This window comes from Roseibium sp. FZY0029, assembly GCF_036350355.1.
Lineage (GTDB): Bacteria > Pseudomonadota > Alphaproteobacteria > Rhizobiales > Stappiaceae > Roseibium.
Map to the genome: position 1 here is coordinate 1 of NZ_JAZDVZ010000001.1, position 17,869 is coordinate 17,869.

At 59.0% G+C, this 17,869-nt stretch carries 13 protein-coding genes, 2 tRNA genes and 1 pseudogene; 1 reads left to right on the forward strand and 15 read right to left on the reverse strand.

Going from position 1 to position 17,869, the window contains the following annotated elements; all coding sequences use genetic code 11:
• Positions 1-39: 39 nt before the first annotated feature.
• The 8 genes and pseudogenes from V1T76_RS00005 to V1T76_RS00040 all read right to left on the reverse strand — a co-directional run bounded on the left by V1T76_RS00005 (position 40) and on the right by V1T76_RS00040 (position 6,076).
• Positions 40-1,383, reverse strand: a complete 1,344-nt coding sequence (locus V1T76_RS00005) for a hypothetical protein (RefSeq protein ID WP_330559391.1) — start codon at positions 1,381-1,383, stop codon at positions 40-42.
• Positions 1,363-1,518 (reverse strand): annotated as a pseudogene (locus tag V1T76_RS00010) (hemagglutinin repeat-containing protein); the annotation flags it as partial. The gene V1T76_RS00005 and the pseudogene V1T76_RS00010, both read right to left, overlap by 21 nt.
• 76 nt (positions 1,519-1,594) lie before the next feature.
• Positions 1,595-2,113 carry an SMI1/KNR4 family protein gene (locus V1T76_RS00015; RefSeq protein WP_330558586.1) on the reverse strand — a complete coding sequence of 173 codons (519 nt, stop codon included), beginning with the start codon at positions 2,111-2,113 and terminating at the stop codon, positions 1,595-1,597.
• Positions 2,114-2,310: 197 nt separating this feature from the next.
• The gene (locus V1T76_RS00020; protein WP_330558587.1) at positions 2,311-2,754 is read right to left on the reverse strand and encodes an SMI1/KNR4 family protein; all 444 of its coding nucleotides are present in this window, start codon (positions 2,752-2,754) and stop codon (positions 2,311-2,313) included.
• A 9-nt stretch (positions 2,755-2,763) separates the two neighbouring features.
• The gene (locus V1T76_RS00025) at positions 2,764-3,456 is read right to left on the reverse strand and encodes an HNH/ENDO VII family nuclease (RefSeq protein ID WP_330558588.1); all 693 of its coding nucleotides are present in this window, start codon (positions 3,454-3,456) and stop codon (positions 2,764-2,766) included.
• A 44-nt stretch (positions 3,457-3,500) separates the two neighbouring features.
• Positions 3,501-3,743 carry a hypothetical protein gene (locus V1T76_RS00030; RefSeq protein WP_209168733.1) on the reverse strand — a complete coding sequence of 81 codons (243 nt, stop codon included), beginning with the start codon at positions 3,741-3,743 and terminating at the stop codon, positions 3,501-3,503.
• Positions 3,744-5,885 carry a hemagglutinin repeat-containing protein gene (locus V1T76_RS00035; protein ID WP_330558589.1) on the reverse strand — a complete coding sequence of 714 codons (2,142 nt, stop codon included), beginning with the start codon at positions 5,883-5,885 and terminating at the stop codon, positions 3,744-3,746.
• Between the two features lie 114 nt (positions 5,886-5,999).
• Positions 6,000-6,076: transfer RNA gene (locus tag V1T76_RS00040), tRNA-Pro, on the reverse strand.
• 361 nt (positions 6,077-6,437) lie between these two features.
• Here V1T76_RS00040 and V1T76_RS00045 point away from each other — a divergent pair.
• A tRNA-Gln gene (locus V1T76_RS00045) sits at positions 6,438-6,512 on the forward strand.
• Between the two features lie 171 nt (positions 6,513-6,683).
• On the opposite strand, the gene V1T76_RS00050 is transcribed toward V1T76_RS00045, so the two are convergent.
• The 7 genes from V1T76_RS00050 to V1T76_RS00080 all read right to left on the reverse strand — a co-directional run bounded on the left by V1T76_RS00050 (position 6,684) and on the right by V1T76_RS00080 (position 17,700).
• Positions 6,684-9,815 (reverse strand): efflux RND transporter permease subunit, encoded by a 3,132-nt coding sequence (locus tag V1T76_RS00050; protein ID WP_330558590.1) that lies wholly within the window; start codon positions 9,813-9,815, stop codon positions 6,684-6,686.
• A gap of 31 nt (positions 9,816-9,846) precedes the next feature.
• A complete protein-coding gene (locus V1T76_RS00055; RefSeq protein WP_330558591.1) occupies positions 9,847-11,025 on the reverse strand; it encodes an efflux RND transporter periplasmic adaptor subunit in 1,179 nt (392 codons plus the stop codon).
• Between the two features lie 302 nt (positions 11,026-11,327).
• Positions 11,328-12,179, reverse strand: a complete 852-nt coding sequence (locus V1T76_RS00060; protein ID WP_330558592.1) for a metal ABC transporter permease — start codon at positions 12,177-12,179, stop codon at positions 11,328-11,330.
• Positions 12,179-13,090, reverse strand: coding sequence for a metal ABC transporter permease (locus tag V1T76_RS00065; protein WP_330558593.1), 912 nt, complete (start codon positions 13,088-13,090; stop codon positions 12,179-12,181). Before V1T76_RS00065 ends, V1T76_RS00060 begins: the two co-directional genes overlap by 1 nt.
• The gene (locus V1T76_RS00070) at positions 13,090-13,962 is read right to left on the reverse strand and encodes a manganese/iron ABC transporter ATP-binding protein (RefSeq protein ID WP_330559392.1); all 873 of its coding nucleotides are present in this window, start codon (positions 13,960-13,962) and stop codon (positions 13,090-13,092) included. The genes V1T76_RS00065 and V1T76_RS00070 overlap by 1 nt, the downstream gene beginning before the upstream one ends.
• Before the next feature lie 116 nt (positions 13,963-14,078).
• Positions 14,079-14,981, reverse strand: coding sequence for a metal ABC transporter substrate-binding protein (locus tag V1T76_RS00075; RefSeq protein ID WP_442970059.1), 903 nt, complete (start codon positions 14,979-14,981; stop codon positions 14,079-14,081).
• A 274-nt stretch (positions 14,982-15,255) separates the two neighbouring features.
• Positions 15,256-17,700, reverse strand: coding sequence for a methyl-accepting chemotaxis protein (locus V1T76_RS00080; protein ID WP_330558595.1), 2,445 nt, complete (start codon positions 17,698-17,700; stop codon positions 15,256-15,258).
• Between the last annotated feature and the right edge of the window lie 169 nt (positions 17,701-17,869).

Here is a 17,869-nt window from a genome sequence, read left to right on the forward strand (position 1 = left end):
CTTAAATTGGGAACAGACTAACCTCAAAACGAGGAACTTTCAGGGGAGCAGGTCAACGGCCATGGCCACTTCGGTAACGATATCAAAACCGTTCTGACGGAATGCTTCGTTCTTTTCTTGGATAGATAGTTTGGGATCAGTTCTAATAGCTTCCAGCTTCGCAGCCAGTATCTTACGTTCTTCGAGTCCCAGGTCATACCCGTTTTGGAAGGCAAGCAAGTCTCCGCCCAAGGGGTCTTCTTGATTGAGTTTTGCTACGGCGAGACGCAACCAGGCATTTAGCTCCCCCCCGAGCATTGGGTCATTTTGTTCTCCGACAGCAACGCCGGCACTTTCCAGAAGAGCGTGACGTTCTGAAAGCGCAAGGCTGTTCAGATAAGCATAAATTGCGTCTTTACACTTGTCGTAGGTGTCAACGCTGATTCTCTTGAACGAACCGTCAGGAAGTATAATTCCGCATTCCGAACCTGCAGCAAATGCCGAAGAAATCCACCAATTCAGCGGATTGAAGGGGTTAACGCCACCTTCTTTCAGAGTACAACCGGCCAAGTGACCACCTGCACCAACCGCAGTCACGGCATCCTTGATATTCGCTTTTTCGTCCTCAGTAAGATTTCTTCCGAGTAGATATTTATCGATGAAGCCGCCGGGAGCCGTCGCTTCTTTCAGCGATTTCTGAACAGCCCGCACCGCCGTATCGCTCACATAAAGCTCAAACCCTTCCTGCTTCTGCGAGGTCACTTCCACCACCGCATCCGGATCGCGATTGATGTTTGCAAGCTGGGTTTCTGTTGTTGTTTTATCTTCAGCCGCTTCCAGCTCCGCTTCGGTGCGCAGGGCTTCGGCGCGGGCCGTGTCGCCTTCGGTTTCTGCCGCGTCCGCCTCGGCTTCCAGGTCGGCGGCCTTGATGCCGTCGCCATCGCCGTCGCGCACGATGATCTCGCCCTCGCCGATGGCGGCGCGGGCAACGCCCTCGGTCTCGGAGTTGGAATAGGCCCCTTCCACCGTGATGCCCGGTTTGGACTTGCCTTCCGGATTGGAGCCGATGCTGACGCCGACCGAACCGGAAACCTGCCGGCCCTTGCGGTGAAGGTCGATATCCGCCGTTTCCAGACGCTCGGTTTCAAGGGTCAGGTCGCCGGAGCGCGAGGCGATCACCCCGCCGGTGATCGAGGTCGTTTGACCGACATCGGCATTGAGCGCGTTGTCGGTGACGATGCCGGAGGGTGCGTTCACCCAGGCCGAGCTGTTGGAGCCCTTGGCCCCATTGACGCTGGCAGAGGCGCCGAAGGTGGGCCCGGCGCCGTCTGCCCCCAGCCCGATGCCAACGGAAACCCCGGCGCTGTAGCCGCTGCTCTGGTTGGAGCCTTCGGCCGTGTCCAGCCGGCTTTCGATGGTGAGGTTGCGGCCGATGTCGAGATCGGCACTGTCGGCTTCAATCCGCGCGCCCTTCAGGGCAAGGTCCCGGCCGGTTGCGACCGACACGTTGCCGCCCGCTGTCACATCCGTTTTGGTGTGATAGGTCTCCCCGTGCTCATAGGGGCATTTCTAGCTCGGGCTCAGGTCAGCAGTCTGTTTTACTGTTTCATTCCCTTCAGACTTCGTAGTCGCCCTCATGGTCAAGATAGAATGTTGTGTCCTGGTAAAGTTGCAAAACAAACTCGTTGAATGAGTTAGAAACGGGTTTTTTGTCATATGGCGCATAGACCGCGTTAGGGTTAGCTGAATGTGGTCTAAGGACAAAATAGCTGTAACTCCCCATATCAAAGAAAGGGAGTTCTCCGTCGGCGACAAGCTCAGCATCGTATTGAAAGCTCACGTCTTCACGGAGCCAGAGTTCACTCAGGCGTCGCAAGTCCACAAATATATTCAGATAGTCGGTCTGTAGGACCCCTTTGCGACTTCGTACCAGATGGCCACTCCCAACTTTGGCATAAAAACGTCTGAGTTCATGCGGTATCATGATCCCCATGCGTTTTTCAGCATCTGCAAGTTCAGCTTCTTCTATCTTCCAGAATTCATTTTTTTGGGCGTTGCCACGATGGTCATCCGGTACTCGAAACTGATTTAGTTCAGAGAAAATTTTGTCGACTTCCTTGATACTTAACGACATCGTTATGGTGATCCAATCATCTGCATCAAGTTCTTGAAAGCACTCCCAGTCCCATGGATGTCACCTTGATGCTGATCTGGGAACCTCGCAGGCGCAATTACCATTGTATGGGACCACTTCACCCATACGACGATCACTACGAATCGTTCGTACATCGGATAGATTCAATGCATCAAAGTCTGCGACAGGTGGAATGATCAGAGTTGGATACGTCCCTCGGATAAATCAACAAAGAAAGTAAACAAATCAGACGATATCGCTCGTTCAACGCCCGGCCCTATAGCTAATATTTTCGTTCTAGGTGACGCTTTCGTATCGAGGAAAAAATAGATACCAGTGCCGTCATCCGAAATCGGGATATATGCTGGGTTCTCAGCCCCAGCTTGTCCCCAATCCCTGAACTGCTTTGTCACCTTTGTCACGTCTTGCCAGAGTGGCGGATCGTTTTTTTCAAAGCCAGGCAAGCCATAGATTTCAACACCTCCGATCAAGCCGGAACCAAATCTTTGCAAAAAATCTCTGTATTGTTCCGGAAATCTGACACCTAGGTCTGCTTCTGCTGCTGCAACCGCAGCCTCCGGGACAGGCCCGTAGACCTCACCACCCGCACACATTTCTTCGAACTTCCGGTTATAACTCATGAATTTTCCTCATTCAGCAAGTTGCCCTGAGTTGATAAATCCTTGATATCGCTGTTGCCAGTATGACTGCGAATAGTTCGGTTGCCTGATCGGGCCTCCCAGCCCCGGAATATGGAGCGGCCCCCCAGTCGAATGATTGTAGCGGTTTTGAGACCGAGTAACCTCAATCATCTGACCGGTTTCGCGTCCGACATGGTGCAGTTGAAGTGGTTCCCAATCGCCATTCGCGTTACGGACGAAGGGTGCCTGCCCATTGCGCATCCTAGTTACGTTTTGCAGGCTAAGCTCGATATCTGAACGCTGAACAACCAGTTCACCACGGTGGCGAGTTACACCTGTCCAAGTAGTGCTCTCACCAAATGTTGCTTCAGCATTGCGAAGGAACTGGGCCTCATCAACATTTCGGGCTTGAATTCCGCTGAACCGTCCGCTTCCTCCCTTTGTGGCAATAGAGGAACGCAAAAGCGTGTAGAGCGACCCAGTGGTTTCCACGCCATCCAATGCGCGCAGATCGCCGGCTTGCGCGAGCGTATTGCCGGTAGACGTGAGATTTCTGCTGGTTGTCGGTGGTGCTTGGGCCGTGTTCGTGAGATTAGGCGACTGAGTGCCTTGCTGATGCGACACGGCGGGGTAGCTGACCTGCGACCAATCACTAGGCGTGGCAACCGCCGCAACCGATCCGAATGCCGCGAAAAGCAGCATCAGAAATGTTCGTATCAGGCAACGGAGCAAGGGCATTTCCGCAGCTACGAAGGTTCTTGATCCGACTTTTTAGTTAGGCGCATCTCAGCGTCCACCTCGCCATTGATCGCCTTTTGAACAGCCTGCTTCCACTCGTGCCAATACGCAGGGTCCATCGGTTTTCCATCGCTGGCGAGACACATCGCCCCAAGCATCGCGCCAATCTCGTCTGACTTTGTGCGATGGTAGTAGTCTTCGAGGAATGAAAACATCGCCAAGTACGACTGTTTTTCGTCCATTTTCATCATCTATTGCAACCCTACCCCTTCAACCCATTGTTTCGGAGGATTGTTAACGCCGCCGTTCTGAATGACACCATTTCGGGTATAGACCCAGACCTGTGATCCATCTGCTTGCGTGATTGTATGAACTTCGTTCCCGAATCTATCTGTACCATGCAAGTTCGACGGATTGTTGCTCGTATCGACCAACAACTGCCTGTTTTGAGGAGTATCTGGCAGATGGCCCGGACGATCTCCAAAGACGTGCCCAAGCTGTGAAGGATTGTCCGGCAGTCCGTTGGTTACCCTATTTGGAGCCTTTGTTTTTCCAACAAACTTCGGAGCGAGAGCGAGTCTTACTGTGGTGAAGCTGGTTCCCGGCCCACCGACCGCAGATGCGTCGCTTACATAAGAAATGACTGCCGGATCCCCCACATCCAGCGGATTGGCAAAGAATAAGTCACCTGTAACTGTATTCTTATAGAGGAAACGACCATTGCCGTCTGTCGTTACAAGGTCTTCGCCATCTTCTCCGTAGCCTGTTACATACGGGCCGTTTGACATGGCCGCGATTGCGCCCATTGCCCTGACCGGCGCCGTGAGGTTCCCGTTGCGGAGCAGATCCGCCCAACGACCGGCATCCTCCGGGTTGGCGATCATAGTGCCGAGATAGATCTCAAGGCATTGACGTGTCTCTTCGTCGCTCAGGTTAATGACATACCCATTGGATGTCGTAACAGAGCAAGTTCCTTGTGCGTAGGCAGGTGAAACGAACAATTGCCAGAGATTAAAGCCATGCTGAGGGTTGCAACCAGCAAGCTGTGTCAGGATCGCTTCGTCCGAAAGGTGTCCCGCACGTTTGGCTTGGGCCAAGTCTTTTATACCTGGGTTTTCATCTCCCATCCTTTCCATGACACTGGAAACGATTGAAGAAGCTGCGTGCCCAACCAGTTTGACGGCTTTGAAAGCGTCCCTGACACTCGTATCACTCACATAAAGCTCAAACCCTTCCTGCTTCTGCGAGGTCACTTCCACCACCGCGTCCGGGTCGCGGTTGAGGTTGGAAAGTTGGGTTTCGGTGGCGGTGGTGTCTTCCGCCGCCTCCAGCTCCGCTTCTGCGCGCAGGGCTTCGGCGCGGGCCGTGTCGCCTTCGGCTTCTGCCGCGTCGGCCTCGGCTTCCAGGTCGGCGGCCTTGATGCCGTCGCCATCGCCGTCGCGCACGGTGATCTCGCCCTCGCCGATGGTGGCGCGGGCAACGCCCTCGGTTTCGGAGTTGGAATAGGCCCCTTCCACCGTAATGCCCGGTTTGGACTTGCCTTCCGGATTGGAGCCTATGCTGACGCCGACCGAACCGGAAACCTGCCGGCCCTTGCGGTGAAGGTCGATATCCGCCGTTTCCAGACGCTCGGTTTCAAGGGTCAGGTCGCCGGAGCGCGAGGCGATCACCCCGCCGGTGATGGAGGTCGTTTCGCCGACATCGGCATTGAGCGCGTTGTCGGTGACGATGCCGGAGGGGGCGTTCACCCAGGCCGAGCTGTTGGAGCCCTTGGCCCCGTTGACGCTGGCCGAGGCGCCGAAGGTGGGCCCGGCGCCATCTGCCCCCAGCCCGATGCCAACGGAAACCCCGACGCTGTAGCCGCTGCTCTGGTTGGAGCCTTCGGCCGTGTCCAGCCGGCTTTCGATGGTGAGGTTGCGGCCGATGTCGAGATCGGCACTGTCGGCTTCAATCCGCGCGCCCTTCAGGGCAAGGTCCCGGCCGGTTGCGACCGACACGTTGCCGCCCGCCGTCACATCCGTGTTGGTGTGATAGGTCTGCGATTGGCTGTAGGAACTCTGCTGGCCGGAGACATCCAGCCCCAGGCTGAGGCTGGCGCCGGGGGCGCCATTCTTGCCACTGGCGCCAACACCAAGCGTCAGCCCGATGCCCGCGGACATGCTGGAGCTTTCGCCCTCATAGGCGAGATGGTTTTGCGCCGATTCCAGGATGACATCCCGTCCCGCCGCCATGGCGATATCGTTGCCGGCGTCGATCCGGGCGCCCTTGGCGGTGATGTCGCGTCCCGCCTCCAGGGACATGTCGTTGCCCGCCGACAGCGTGGCGGTGCGGGCGATGGCGCTAACCTCCGACGAGCTGCTTTCCTCGCGGGAGATGCCGATGCCGATGCGCACTCCGGCAATGGTGCCACCCTGGCGGATTGCGTTGAGCTGATTGAGCGCGTCGACCGCCTTCAGCCCGGCAGAGACCGCGGAAAGCGCCTGATCTTCAGATTTTAATGAAGAAAATGGTCGGAGTGAGAGGATTCGAACCTCCGACCCCCTCGTCCCGAACGAGGTGCGCTACCAGGCTGCGCTACACTCCGACACAGAATATGAGCTTAGTAAGCTAGGCTCATCGGGAACAGCGGGGCAAGCCCTCGCTGTGTGGAGCGTCATGTAGCAAAGCTGGTCTGATCCCGCAAGCGATTTGAATTGCCGAATGTCACTTTTTTGAAACTGTGAACAACCTCAGCGCGCCAAAATCGAATTCAACCGTTTTTCAGCTATCGGACGCGATCCTGGGGTCTCGCCAGGCAAGATGGAAGCTGTTGGAAACAGCGCCAAATCGTCCGGACGAAGGCTCTGCAACGCACCTGGGGAAAACCGGTCGTGACCCTTCAAAGTTTGCGCTTGAGGAGACTTGCGCAAAGGGTCGAGGCTCGCTATACAGCGTCCCCACGGCCTTGGGGTGTAGCCAAGCGGTAAGGCAGCGGTTTTTGGTACCGCCATGCGAAGGTTCGAATCCTTCCACCCCAGCCAGTTTCTTCCCTGAAAATTCCTGTACCATTTGCGGAAAAGCACCGCCTCCCGAGGCGTATGGTCCTGCATGCTCGCCAATACGGCGCACAAGTGTGCGGGTCCGGATCGGCTCGACGCTTCGTCCAGACCGGCCTTCGCTTGATTGGCGAGCGTGACCGGGGTGCGCCAGCGTCACTCGCCCGGCTGCTGGCCCATTGCCCGTGCCGCATCCATTTCCTTGTGAAGGCGTTCTTCCTCCTGAACGGCCGGGGTGATGAAACGCCCGAGCAGGAGATAGGCTACCGGCGTCAGGAACAGCGTCGAGATGGTCGCAAGGCCGAGCCCACCGACGATAACAAACCCCAGAGCAATGCGCGCTTCGGCCCCTGCCCCGCTGGCCATGATCAGCGGAACGCCGCCGACAATGGTGCAGATCATGGTCATCATCACCGGCCTCAGGCGGATATTGGAGGCGTTTTCGATTGCCTCGCGCAGCCCCTGCCCGCGATCGCGCAACTGATTGGCGAATTCCACGATCAGGATGCCGTTCTTTGCCATGATGCCCACAAGCAGCACCAGGCCGATCTGGGAATAGACGTTGAGTGTCGTTCCGGTGAGCAGCATGGCAAAGACCGCGCAGGCCAGGCCAAGCGGCACTGTTGCCATGATGATGAGCGCGCTGATGAAGCTTTCGAATTGGGCCGCCAGCACAAGCAGGATGATGACGATCGCAAAGCCGAAGGTGCGCGCCATGGAGGACGACTGTTCCCCAAGCGTTGCCGTTTCCGCCAGCGGCACGATGCGGGCACCGGGTGGCAGCAGCGGCTCTGCGATCTTCAGAGCTTCCTCATAGGCATTGCCGAGGGCAAAATCATCCGCAAGCCCCGCCGTTATGGCAACGGAGCGCAATTGTTGCTCGCGGGCAAGCGCCGGCGGCACGGCCTTTTCCACCAGGCTGGCGATGGTCGAGACGGGTACGAAGCGGCCATCGCCTGTCTTGATGAAGATGTTCTCCATGTCCGTCGGGTCGTTGATCGGGTTGGAGGTGGACACGAACTTCACGTCATAGGCCTGGTCGTTGATGAAGACCTGCCCGATCTTGCGGCCGTCCAGCATGGCCTGCATGGCCGTGCCCAGGCCGTTGATGTCGATGCCAAGATCAGAAGCGCGCTCCCGGTCGATGGAAACGGAAAGCTGCGGCTGGGTCGCTTCGGTGGACAGCCGTACCTGGCGGAACCGCGGATCCTGTTCCATCGCGGTGACGATCTTGTCGGCCGCTGCGCCCAGCGTCGCATAATCGTTGCTGCCTGCAACGGCAAACTGAAGCCCGGAGCCGGCCCCGCGAATGCCAAGGCTGTTGGGCTGGAAGGCAAAGGCCCGCACGCCCGGGACATTGCGCACAAGCGAACTGACTTCCGACAGGATCTGCTGCTGCGAGCGCTCGCGTTCATCCCAGGGCGCCAGACGCATGACGATGAAGCCGCTGTTTTTCGACCCGCCGGTGCCCGCAATGGAGAAGGTGCTGATGATCTCGCCGTTGTCCCGGTAGGGCTCGAGCAGATTTTCGATGTCGCGCATCTGCTGCGACAGGTAATCCAGACTGACACCCTGGGGCGCAGAAATGCGCATGAAGGCAATCGAGCGGTCTTCGGTCGGCGTCAGCTCCGTCTTGATGGTGGGAAACAGCACGCCTGCGGTTGCGGCAAACAGCAGCGAGACGGCGACGACCACAATCGGTGCGTCGAGGCAGGCATGCAGGCAGCGCCGGTAGAGCCCGCTCAGGAACCGTCCGAGGCCGCCCGCGGCACCGCCGTGATCGCTGGTCTGCCCGCCGGGTTTGCTCTTGAGGATGCGCGAGGCCAGCATGGGACAGAGCGACAGCGCGACGATGGACGACAGGAACACGGCAATCGCAAGCACGAAGCCGAATTCGCGGAACAGCCCTCCGGTCTGCCCCGGCAGGAAAGACAGCGGCACGAAGACGGCGATCAGCGTTGCCGTGGTTGCCAGCACCGCGAAGAAAACCTCTTCGGCCCCCAGAACCGCCGCCGCCCGAGGGCCGATGCCCTCGTTGCGACGACGGACGATGTTTTCCAGCACCACGATGGCATCATCGACCACAAGGCCGGTTGCCAGCACCAGAGCCAGCAGCGTGAGGATGTTGATGGAGAAGCCGGCAAGATAGATCGCCGCCAGCGTGCCGATCAGCGCCACAGGCAGGGATACGCCGGGTATGATGGTCGCCCGCCAGTCCCACAGGAAAATGAAGATGATCAGCAGAACGATGCTGACCGAGATGGCCAGGGCAATCTCGACCTCATGAATGGCGCCATTGATGAAGGTGGCGTCGTCGCTGGTCACCTCGATGGTCATGCCTTCCGGCAGGTTTTCCTGGATACGCTCGACGGCGGCGCGCACACCTTCCGAAATCTCCAGAGTGTTCGACTGGGCCGAACGAATGATGCCAAGGCCAATGCCGGACTTGCCGTTGGCACGCAACTGAGTCTGGCCAAGATCAGGGCCAAGCGTCACCGTTACGAAGTCGCGCAGCCGGGCGCGGCGATTGATAATGACGCTTTCGAATTCTTCCGGCGTGTCGATGGACGCTGTCGCCCTCACGATCAGGTCCTGGTTCTGACTGGTGAGCGAGCCTGCTGGCGTGTCGAAGGCCATCGACGACAGAGCCTTTGCCACATCGGCGATGGTCAGATTGAGACTGGCCATCTTGGCCTGATCGATGTCGATGCGGAAGATCTTGTCGCGGTCGCCATAGACCTGGACATCGGCCACACCCGGAACAGCAGCCAGTGCATCGGAAATCTCGTCTTCCACCAGCACCGTCATGTCCTCGACCGACATGCGGTCGGAGGTCACCCCCAGGCGCAACACCGGTTGGGCATTGGCATCCGCCTTGATGATACGCGATGGTTCGGCGTCTTCCGGCAGGTCGTTGGTGATACGCCCGAGCGCATCGCGCATGTCGGATGCGGCAACATCGAGATCGACATCGTCGGCAAATTCCACCGTCACGCGGCTGCGGCCAAAAGAAGAGGAAGAAGAGATCGCCTTGACACCGGAGACACGCGCCACGGCGCCTTCGATGACACCGGTCACTTCGCGGTCAATGGTTTCGGCGGCGGCAGCCGGATAATCCGTGCTGACGGTAATGACCGGGCGGTCGACATCGGGCAGTTCGCGCACTTCGATGCCGAAGATTGCCGCGATGCCTGCGACCACGATCAGCATGTTGATCACGAAGGCAAGAACCGGGCGCCGGACGAACAGGCCGGTGATGCCCAGTTGTTTCAAACGGTCCATCTGCATGGCAATCTCTCCAAGACCTTCAGGTCAGACTTCAGGAACCGCTTCCGCTAGAAACAGGTGTTACCGGCGTATCGGACGCCGGTGCCTGCTTGCGGTCTGCAACCGTCAGCTCGGCACCATTGCGCACCAGATGAATGCCTTCGGTCACGACTTCGTCGTCGACTGTCAGCTCCGCATCAACCAGAACGCTGTCCGTGTTGCGCTGAATGATGCTGACCGGAACGCGCACGCCCTTGCCGTCGCGCACCGCCCAGACAAAGGCGCCATCCGATCCCCATTGCACGGCCAGCGGATCGACCGCCGGGTATTTGTCGCCCGGAAACTTCATCGAGACCTGAAACGACATGCCGGCTCTCAGCTTGTCGGCCTTGTTCGGAAAACGCGCACGCACCTGGAGCGTCCGGCTGTCGATATCGATACGGTTGTCGACGGCGCTGATAACCCCCTCAAAGGTTTCTCCCGGACGGGCAACCGACGTGGCGGTGATCGGAGAGCCGACCGTGATGGCCGCCGCGTAGCGCTCCGGCACCCAGAAATCGACGAGAATTTCGCTGCGGTCATCGATGGTTGCGATGACGGTTTGCGACGAAACATAGTTGCCTGCGGTGATGGGCAGAATACCGACAACGCCGCCGATGGGCGTCTCGATGGAGCGGCGGGACAGCGCCAGTTCGGCTTCGCGCAGTTCCAGCCGCGCATTCTCAACCGCGAGCTCCGCATCGGTCACCTGCACGGCAGTGGCGGTGTTGGTCTTGCGCAGCACCTGTATCCGCTGCAGCCGCGCCTCGGCATCCTTGAGGGCATTCGCGGCCCGTTCAACGGCGATCTGTTCGGCGTCCAGATCCAGTTTGGCGATAGCGTCGCCCGCTTTCACAGTGGCACCGGATTTGACCAGAACCTCGGTCATGCGGCCACTGGTATAGGGTGTCACGGCTACGGATTGCAGCGCCGTGCTGGTGCCGATGGCGGACAAGCGGTCATTGATGGTGATCTCGACCACCGGAGTTGCGACGACCGCCCCTTGCGGCCCTCCCCGGCCACGGCGTGGTTTGTCGCCCTGTTCCGGCGTCGCGTCGGCCACGGCAAAATCCAGCCAGTCGATGCCCCAGGCGCTGAGCTGCGCACCGGCACCCGGATAGAAGCGAACCCAAAGCCCGGCGGCCACGATGACGACCAGAAGTGTAAGGACGAGCTGTTTCCAGGTTGACAATTGGAACTCCGATCAGAACTTGCCGGCACTGCCGACAACGGTTGTATGCGGAAACTGATTTTCTACGGCAAATCCCGTAGTCCAACAATCGATAAGGTGTACCAATTTGTAAGCGGAGCAACGCAGAATGACGTTCAAGAAATGGTCCCTCCTCATCGCCTAGCCAGGATATAGAGCCCGACCTCGAAAGGCCATCGAAGCCGTTCAAGACCAAGACTTCTACCCAGATAGCGTCAAAACTGCCGGGAACCAGTGCTGGCCGTCTTGAGCGGGGGGCTATTCAGAATGTGGGCGGCAGGCCGCTACGCCGTATCTTCCGCACGGCGCTGGGATGCTTGGCGGGTCAAAACCTGACGGCGGGCGAAGGCTGCAAGGAACACCGCCGTCAGAATCAGCACGATCGTGGGCGCGGGGGCACTGTCGAGAAAGAAGCTGGCGTAGGTGCCAGCCACCATCGAGGCCATGCAGACCAGCACCGCGACGTAGAGCATCGTCTTGAAGGTGCGCACCAGCAGGAACGCAATTGCCCCCGGCGCGATCAGCAATGCGACCGCCAGAATGAGGCCCGCAGCCGACAAAGTGGCAACAATCGTCAGGGACAATGCCGCAAGGAGGCCATAGTGCAGCACCTGGACCGGCAGGCCTGACGCCTGCGCCTGGGCAGGATCGAAGCTGTGCAGCAGCAGATCTTTCCACTTGAGCACCAGCGCACCACCTACAAACAGGGCAATAACGCCGGCTGTGATCAGCTCGTGACGTTCCACACCAAGCATATTGCCGAACAGGATATGATCCAGATGGGCGTTCGTGCGGATCGAGACATAGAGCACGATGCCGACACCGAACATGCCGGAAAAGACGACCCCCATCACCGTGTCCTGCTTCACCCGGCTGTTACCGGACAGATAGCCCGTCAGGACGGCACAGACCATGCCGGCGGCAAAGGCGCCAATGATCAACGGAATGCCGAAGATATAGGCGAGCACAATGCCGGGCAGGACCGCATGACTGACGGCATCCCCCATCAGGGCCCAGCCCTTGATGACCAGAAAACAGGACAGCAGTGCCGTCGGGATCGACACGATCACACAGATGAGAAACGCGTTCTGCATGAAGGGAAATTTGAACGGCAGCAGAAGGGTGTCGAGATCCATCACGCCTGATCTCCTGTCTTCGATTGCGCCTCCTCCAGGGGATATCCGCGGCGCAGGGCCTCTGCCGATTTGCGGCGGGCGGCCAGGAGGCCGTGTTTTGGCGCCAGCACGAAAGTGATCAGGAAAACCAGCGTCTGCAGGGTAACGATGATGCCGCCAGTCGCCCCGTCCAGAAAATAGCTGATATAGGCCCCAGCGAAGCTCGTCAGCGTGCCGATGGCGATAGACGTCAGAATGAGGCGCGGAAAGCGGTCGCACAGGAGATAGGCCGTCGCGCCGGGCGTCACCACCATTGCGATGACCAGAAAAGCGCCGACCGTCTGCATGGCCGCAACAACGGATGCAGACAGAAGCACGAAGAAGATCGCCTTCAAGAGACCGGGCCTCAGTCCGATTGTACGAGCGTGGCTTTCATCGAAGAAGGTGACCATCAGATCCTTCCACTTCAAAGTCAGGATCGCCAGCGACACGAAACCGATGATGGCCAGTTGCAAGGTGTCTTCCGGCGTGATTGCCAGAATATTGCCCATGGTGATCGTCTGCACCGAGACAGAGGTCGGGCTGATGGAAACGATGAAGAGGCCAAGGCCGAAGAAGGACGTGAAGATGAGGCCGATGATAACGTCGACCTTAAGGCCCGAACGTTCTGACAGGAACAGCATGGCCCCGGCTGCAAGCCCGCCCGCGAGAAACGCGCCGAGCGAAAACGGCAGGCCCAGGATATAGGCCCCGGCGACGCCCGGCACGACCGAGTGAGACAGGGCATCGCCGATCAGCGACCAGCCCTTCAGCATCAGATAGGACGACAGAAAGGCGCAAACGCCGCCGACAAGTGCCGACACCCACATGGCGTTGGTCATGTAGCTGTATTGAAAGGGTTCAAGCAGATAGGTGAAACTGAAAGGCTCCATCAGTCGCGCCCCTCCCTGACCTGCACCTGGTCGCCATATTGAACGAACGGACGCTCGTCGTCGGTCAGAATGGTCACGGTTCGCTGATCGCCGTCGGTGTGCAGTGTCTGGTCGGAAATCGTGAAATGGCGCAATACGCCGCCAAAGGCCTTTTCCAGGTTCGCACGGGTGAAGGTTGTGGCCGTCGGTCCGTAGTCCAGCACCGTTCCCTTGACCAGCACTGTCCTGTCGCAGAATTCGGGTACGGACCCGAGATTGTGCGTCGACACCAGCATCACCCTGCCCTCGGCCTGCATTTCCCGCAGCAAGGCAATGATCTGTTCTTCGGTTTTCACGTCGACCCCGGTGAAGGGCTCGTCCAGAAGGATCACCTGTCCGTCCTGGGCAAGAGCGCGGGCAAGAAAGACGCGCTTGCGCTGGCCACCGGAGAGTTCCCCGATCTGCCGATGCCGGAAATCCTGCATGTTTACACGCGCCAGCGCCTGATCGACAGCCGCATGGTCTGCCGGTTTCGGCCGGCGCAGGAAGCCCATGTGGCCATACCGGCCCATCATCACCACGTCCTCCACGAGGACGGGAAACGACCAGTCGACTTCCTCGGACTGGGGCACATAGGCAACGAGGTTTTTCTTCAGCGCATCCCGCACAGGCATGTCCAGGATGCGGATGCGCCCCTTGGCCGCCGGAACAAAGCCCATGATGGCCTTGAACAGGGTGGACTTGCCTGCCCCGTTCACACCGACAAGAGCCGTGACGGTGCCGCGGGGGATCGAGAAACTGGCATTCCAGAGTGCCGTGTGCCCATTGCGGTAGGTAACGGTCACGTCGTCGGCTGCAATTCCGTCATCGTCCCTGACGTTGGGCATTTCCATAACCGGGTCCTTGATGACGTTCAGCATTTACACTTTCCAGTACATTCCGCAGTTCCGTTGACACAATCAAGGGCGGTGTCGGGTCCGTGCCGCCCGTCACTTCCTGATACGGTGCTTTACTCCGCGGTGGATTTCAGTCCGTCGACAACCGTGCCCGACGTGACCTTGAGCAGATCCAGATAGGTCGGCACCTTGCCGTTCGCCTCGCTCAGGGAATCGACGTAAAGATCGCCGCCGTATCTTGCGCCGGTTTCCCGGGCGACCTGTTTGGCGGGCGAGGTATTCACCGTGCTTTCGCAGAAGACGACCGGAATGTCGTGTTCGCGCACCCCGTCAATCACCGAGCGGACCTGCTGCGGCGTGCCGACCTGATCGGCATTGATCGGCCAGAGATAGAGCTCCTTCATGCCGAAATCGCGCGCAAGGTAGCTGAATGCGCCTTCACAGGTCACAAGCCAGCGCTTGTCTTCCGGAATGTCGGCAACGGCCTGGCGTAGCGGCTCGATGGTTTCGCGCAGCCTGGTCTTGTAGGCCTCCGCGTTGGCAGCATAGGTGGCCGCATTGTCGGGGTCGTGTTCGGCAAATGCCCTGGAAATATTGTCGATATAGATCAGCGCGTTGTCCAGGCCCATCCAGGCATGCGGGTTCGGCTTGCCCTCATAGGCGCCTGCCGCAATCGAGATCGGTTCGATCCCGTCCGTCAGCGTTACCGAGGGGATGTCGCCGAGGTTGGACAGGAACTGCTCGAACCATCGCTCAAGGTTCATGCCGTTCCACAGGATCAGGTCCGCGTCGGAGGCCCGAACGATGTCTTGCGGTGTCGGCTCATAGCCGTGAATTTCCGCGCCCGGTTTCGTGATCGACACCACGTCGGCAGCCTCACCGGCAACATTTTGCGCCATATCGGCAAGAACGGTGAACGTGGTCACCACCTTCATCTTGTCCTTTGCGAAGGCTGCCGTTGCCGGTCCAGCAGCAATCGCTGCGAGAGAGACCGTCAGAACGAGTTTTTTCAGCATCACCATATCCCGGTATCAAGATCACTTCTGCAAGTGATATTGCAACTCATTCGCAACTGTCAAGTTTTTGCGAATGAGTTGCAATATCATTCTTGTCTCAGGTTTCCATTGTCGTGCCCCCCTTCAGCAAGGAAACCGCCAACACCGGAAAGGTCCTGTGCCGTGTCTGAAAAGCAGGAGACGCGAACAGCACGCTTGTTTCAAGTGCGAAAAAAGACGCCCCGCCGGCGAGCGTACCAGCGGGGCGTCTATATGCTATCTCGCCCGGTTGGGATCAGGCTGCTGCAACGCGGCTGAGAAAGGTTTCGATCCCCTCTTTCAGGGCCCGGCTGCGATTGCTCAGATCCCCAGAGGCAGCCAGGACATCGCCGGATGCTTCCTTGGTTTCATCAACCGCCCGCGCCAGACTGGACATATTGGATTGAACCGCCTGGGTGCTCTGCGCTGCCCGCTGAACGTTGCCGGAAATCTCGTTTGTCGCCGCCCCCTGCTGGGTGACCGCGGCCGATATTCCCTGCGTGTAGCCGTTGACCTCTTCCATGGTTGAGGAAATTGCGCCGATGGCTTCAACTGCCTCGCTGGTGGAGTTCTGAATGGTCTGGATCTGGGAGGATATTTCTTCTGTTGCCCTGGAGGTCTGCGTCGCCAGTTCCTTCACTTCGGCGGCAACAACGGCAAAGCCCTTGCCGGCCTCCCCTGCCCGTGCGGCCTCGATCGTGGCATTGAGGGCCAGAAGATTGGTCTGTTCGGCAATCGCCTGGATCAGGCTGACCACTTCGCCGATCTTCGAGGCAGCTTCTGCCAGTCCCTGCACCTTGCCGTTGGTGTCGTGAACCGCGTTCGTTGCAGAGGTGACGATGTCGGACGACCGGCGCACCTGCTCGCCGATTTCGGCAATGGATGCCGACAGTTCCTCTGCCGCACCGGCCACGTTTTCAACGCTCATGCTGGCATCTTCACTGACGCGCGAAGTGTCGCCGGCCTGTTCCGCACTGCTCTCGGCGATGCCGCCGAGTGCCGAGGCGGTGTTGAACATTCCAGCCGCTGTTTCGTCGAGGGCACTCAGGAGACCCTGGATTTCTCCCCGGAAGCTCTGGATCAGATCCTCGACTTCCTGCTGACGCGCATTCTGGGCCTGGCGATGGGCATCGGCCTCGCTCTCCAGGCGCAGGCGTTCGCGGGCGTTTTCCTGGAACACCTGAACCGTGCGGCTCATGTCGCCAATCTCGTCTCGCTGATCGGTTGACGGAATGACGGCGTCGATATCCCCTTCGGCAAGACGGCCCATGGCTTGCGTCAGTGCCCGCGTCGGACGGGTGATTACAAGCGAAAGCACAAAGGCGAGCAGGCCTCCGGCAGCAACCGCCGCCACGAGCGCAATCGCGATCAGCCCGAGTGCGGTATCTGCCCGTGCATAAGCGCTTGCAGACTGGGCCTCGGCCAGCGCCGTGATGACACTGCGAACCTTGCCGGATATCGCTACGAGCTCTTCCCGCTTGGCGTCGAACGCATCCTTGGTGGCCACCATGGCCGCAAACTCGGCCTCATAGGTGGCAACCTCTGTCTCGATGGCGGCAATCGCGTCTGCGATTTCCGGGAAAGCGGCACTATCCGCCTTCAACAGGTTGGCTATGTAGCGCAGCGTCTCGATCCGGTTGAGCACTTCATCAGCTCCGATCGTGTCGAAACCGGCGAAATACTCCATGGTCGCAGAGCGGATCTCCAGGGACGCGTTCTGGTACTTGTTCACATTCACATTGACGAGGTCGACAATACCGAGCTGGGAGGTTGCCTTGCCGGCAATCGACTTGGCTTCATCCGTTGCCGCGTAGACGACCTTGCGCAAGGCCGAGGCCTGTTCGTGAAGGTGTTCGAGGCCCACGGCAAGGTCTGCGGCAACTGCGGCCGGCACCGGTGCCGGTCGAGCCCCTTCCCCTTCCAGCTTCGGCAGTTTTTCTCCAAGTGCAGCCGCCATATCCGCGAGCGCCTTGACCCGTGCCGGGTCGACGCCATCCACCTTCAGCTTGCCTGCCTTCGCAGCCGTCTTGGCCAGGCTTTGCGTACCCTCCAGAATGGCCGCCGCGGTTTCAGAAGACAGCTCGCCGCCGGCCTCCGCTTCGGCAATCCTTGCTTCCAGACCAGCCACGAGGTCTTCCATATCCGACAGCATGCGACCGACCTTGTCGGCCCGGTTTCGGGTTCCGGATGCCGTCTTGGCGGCGCTGCCGGCGTCCCGCTGGATCTTGCTCATCTTGTCGTTGATCTGGGAAGCGATGGTTGCCAGATTGACGGCGGAGCGCAGCAGCTTGTCGACCTGGGCCTGCCGGTTCTCGACAGCCTGGACAACACCGTCGAACTCGCCGCTGAGCTGGCCGACCAGCGCAATGGCTTCCGCGGTGGCCGTTTCCCCGTCTCCAGCCCGCGAAACCCCGTCGAGGGTGACAAGCGCCCATTCCAGGTGATCGATCTGCTGCCTTGCCGCGTCGGCCAGATCCGTCGTTCGATCCGAGAGATAGGCTTCCTGCGCCTGAGCAACCTGTTGAAGGTTCGCCATTGCGGTCGTAGCCTTTGCGCTGACGTCAGACTGGGTCCTGAGACCAAGAATTGCCATCGTACCGACGGCGCCCACGGCAGCCGCCACAAGGATCATGGCCGCAAAGCCACCACCTACTTTCGCCGAAAGGCGCACATTCTTTAAAGGTGTAAGTAACCTGGACATTGTTTCCCCCGCACTTTCCAAGATTGAAAGTGTGAGCGGCTAAACAATTGGTGAAGAATCTCGGGTCTGACTATCGCTCGTCATCACAAAATAAATCAGGCGGTTTTTACTCTTTTGCGACAAGGCGATACTGCCTGTTTATTTAAAAATAATTTTTGCCTAAATTAAA

Excerpts from the sequence above, each read along its gene's own strand:
- V1T76_RS00075 (WP_442970059.1), bottom strand. The coding sequence starts at position 14,981 with ATGCTGAAAAAACTCGTTCTGACGGTCTCTCTCGCAGCGATTGCTGCT.
- V1T76_RS00030 (WP_209168733.1), bottom strand. The coding sequence starts at position 3,743 with ATGATGAAAATGGACGAAAAACAGTCGTACTTGGCGATGTTTTCATTC.
- V1T76_RS00065 (WP_330558593.1), bottom strand. The coding sequence starts at position 13,090 with ATGGAGCCTTTCAGTTTCACCTATCTGCTTGAACCCTTTCAATACAGC.
- V1T76_RS00020 (WP_330558587.1), bottom strand. The coding sequence starts at position 2,754 with ATGAGTTATAACCGGAAGTTCGAAGAAATGTGTGCGGGTGGTGAGGTC.
- V1T76_RS00080 (WP_330558595.1), bottom strand. The coding sequence starts at position 17,700 with ATGTCCAGGTTACTTACACCTTTAAAGAATGTGCGCCTTTCGGCGAAA.
- V1T76_RS00025 (WP_330558588.1), bottom strand. The coding sequence starts at position 3,456 with ATGCTGCTTTTCGCGGCATTCGGATCGGTTGCGGCGGTTGCCACGCCT.
- V1T76_RS00050 (WP_330558590.1), bottom strand. The coding sequence starts at position 9,815 with ATGCAGATGGACCGTTTGAAACAACTGGGCATCACCGGCCTGTTCGTC.
- V1T76_RS00070 (WP_330559392.1), bottom strand. The coding sequence starts at position 13,962 with ATGGAAATGCCCAACGTCAGGGACGATGACGGAATTGCAGCCGACGAC.
- V1T76_RS00015 (WP_330558586.1), bottom strand. The coding sequence starts at position 2,113 with ATGTCGTTAAGTATCAAGGAAGTCGACAAAATTTTCTCTGAACTAAAT.
- V1T76_RS00060 (WP_330558592.1), bottom strand. The coding sequence starts at position 12,179 with ATGGATCTCGACACCCTTCTGCTGCCGTTCAAATTTCCCTTCATGCAG.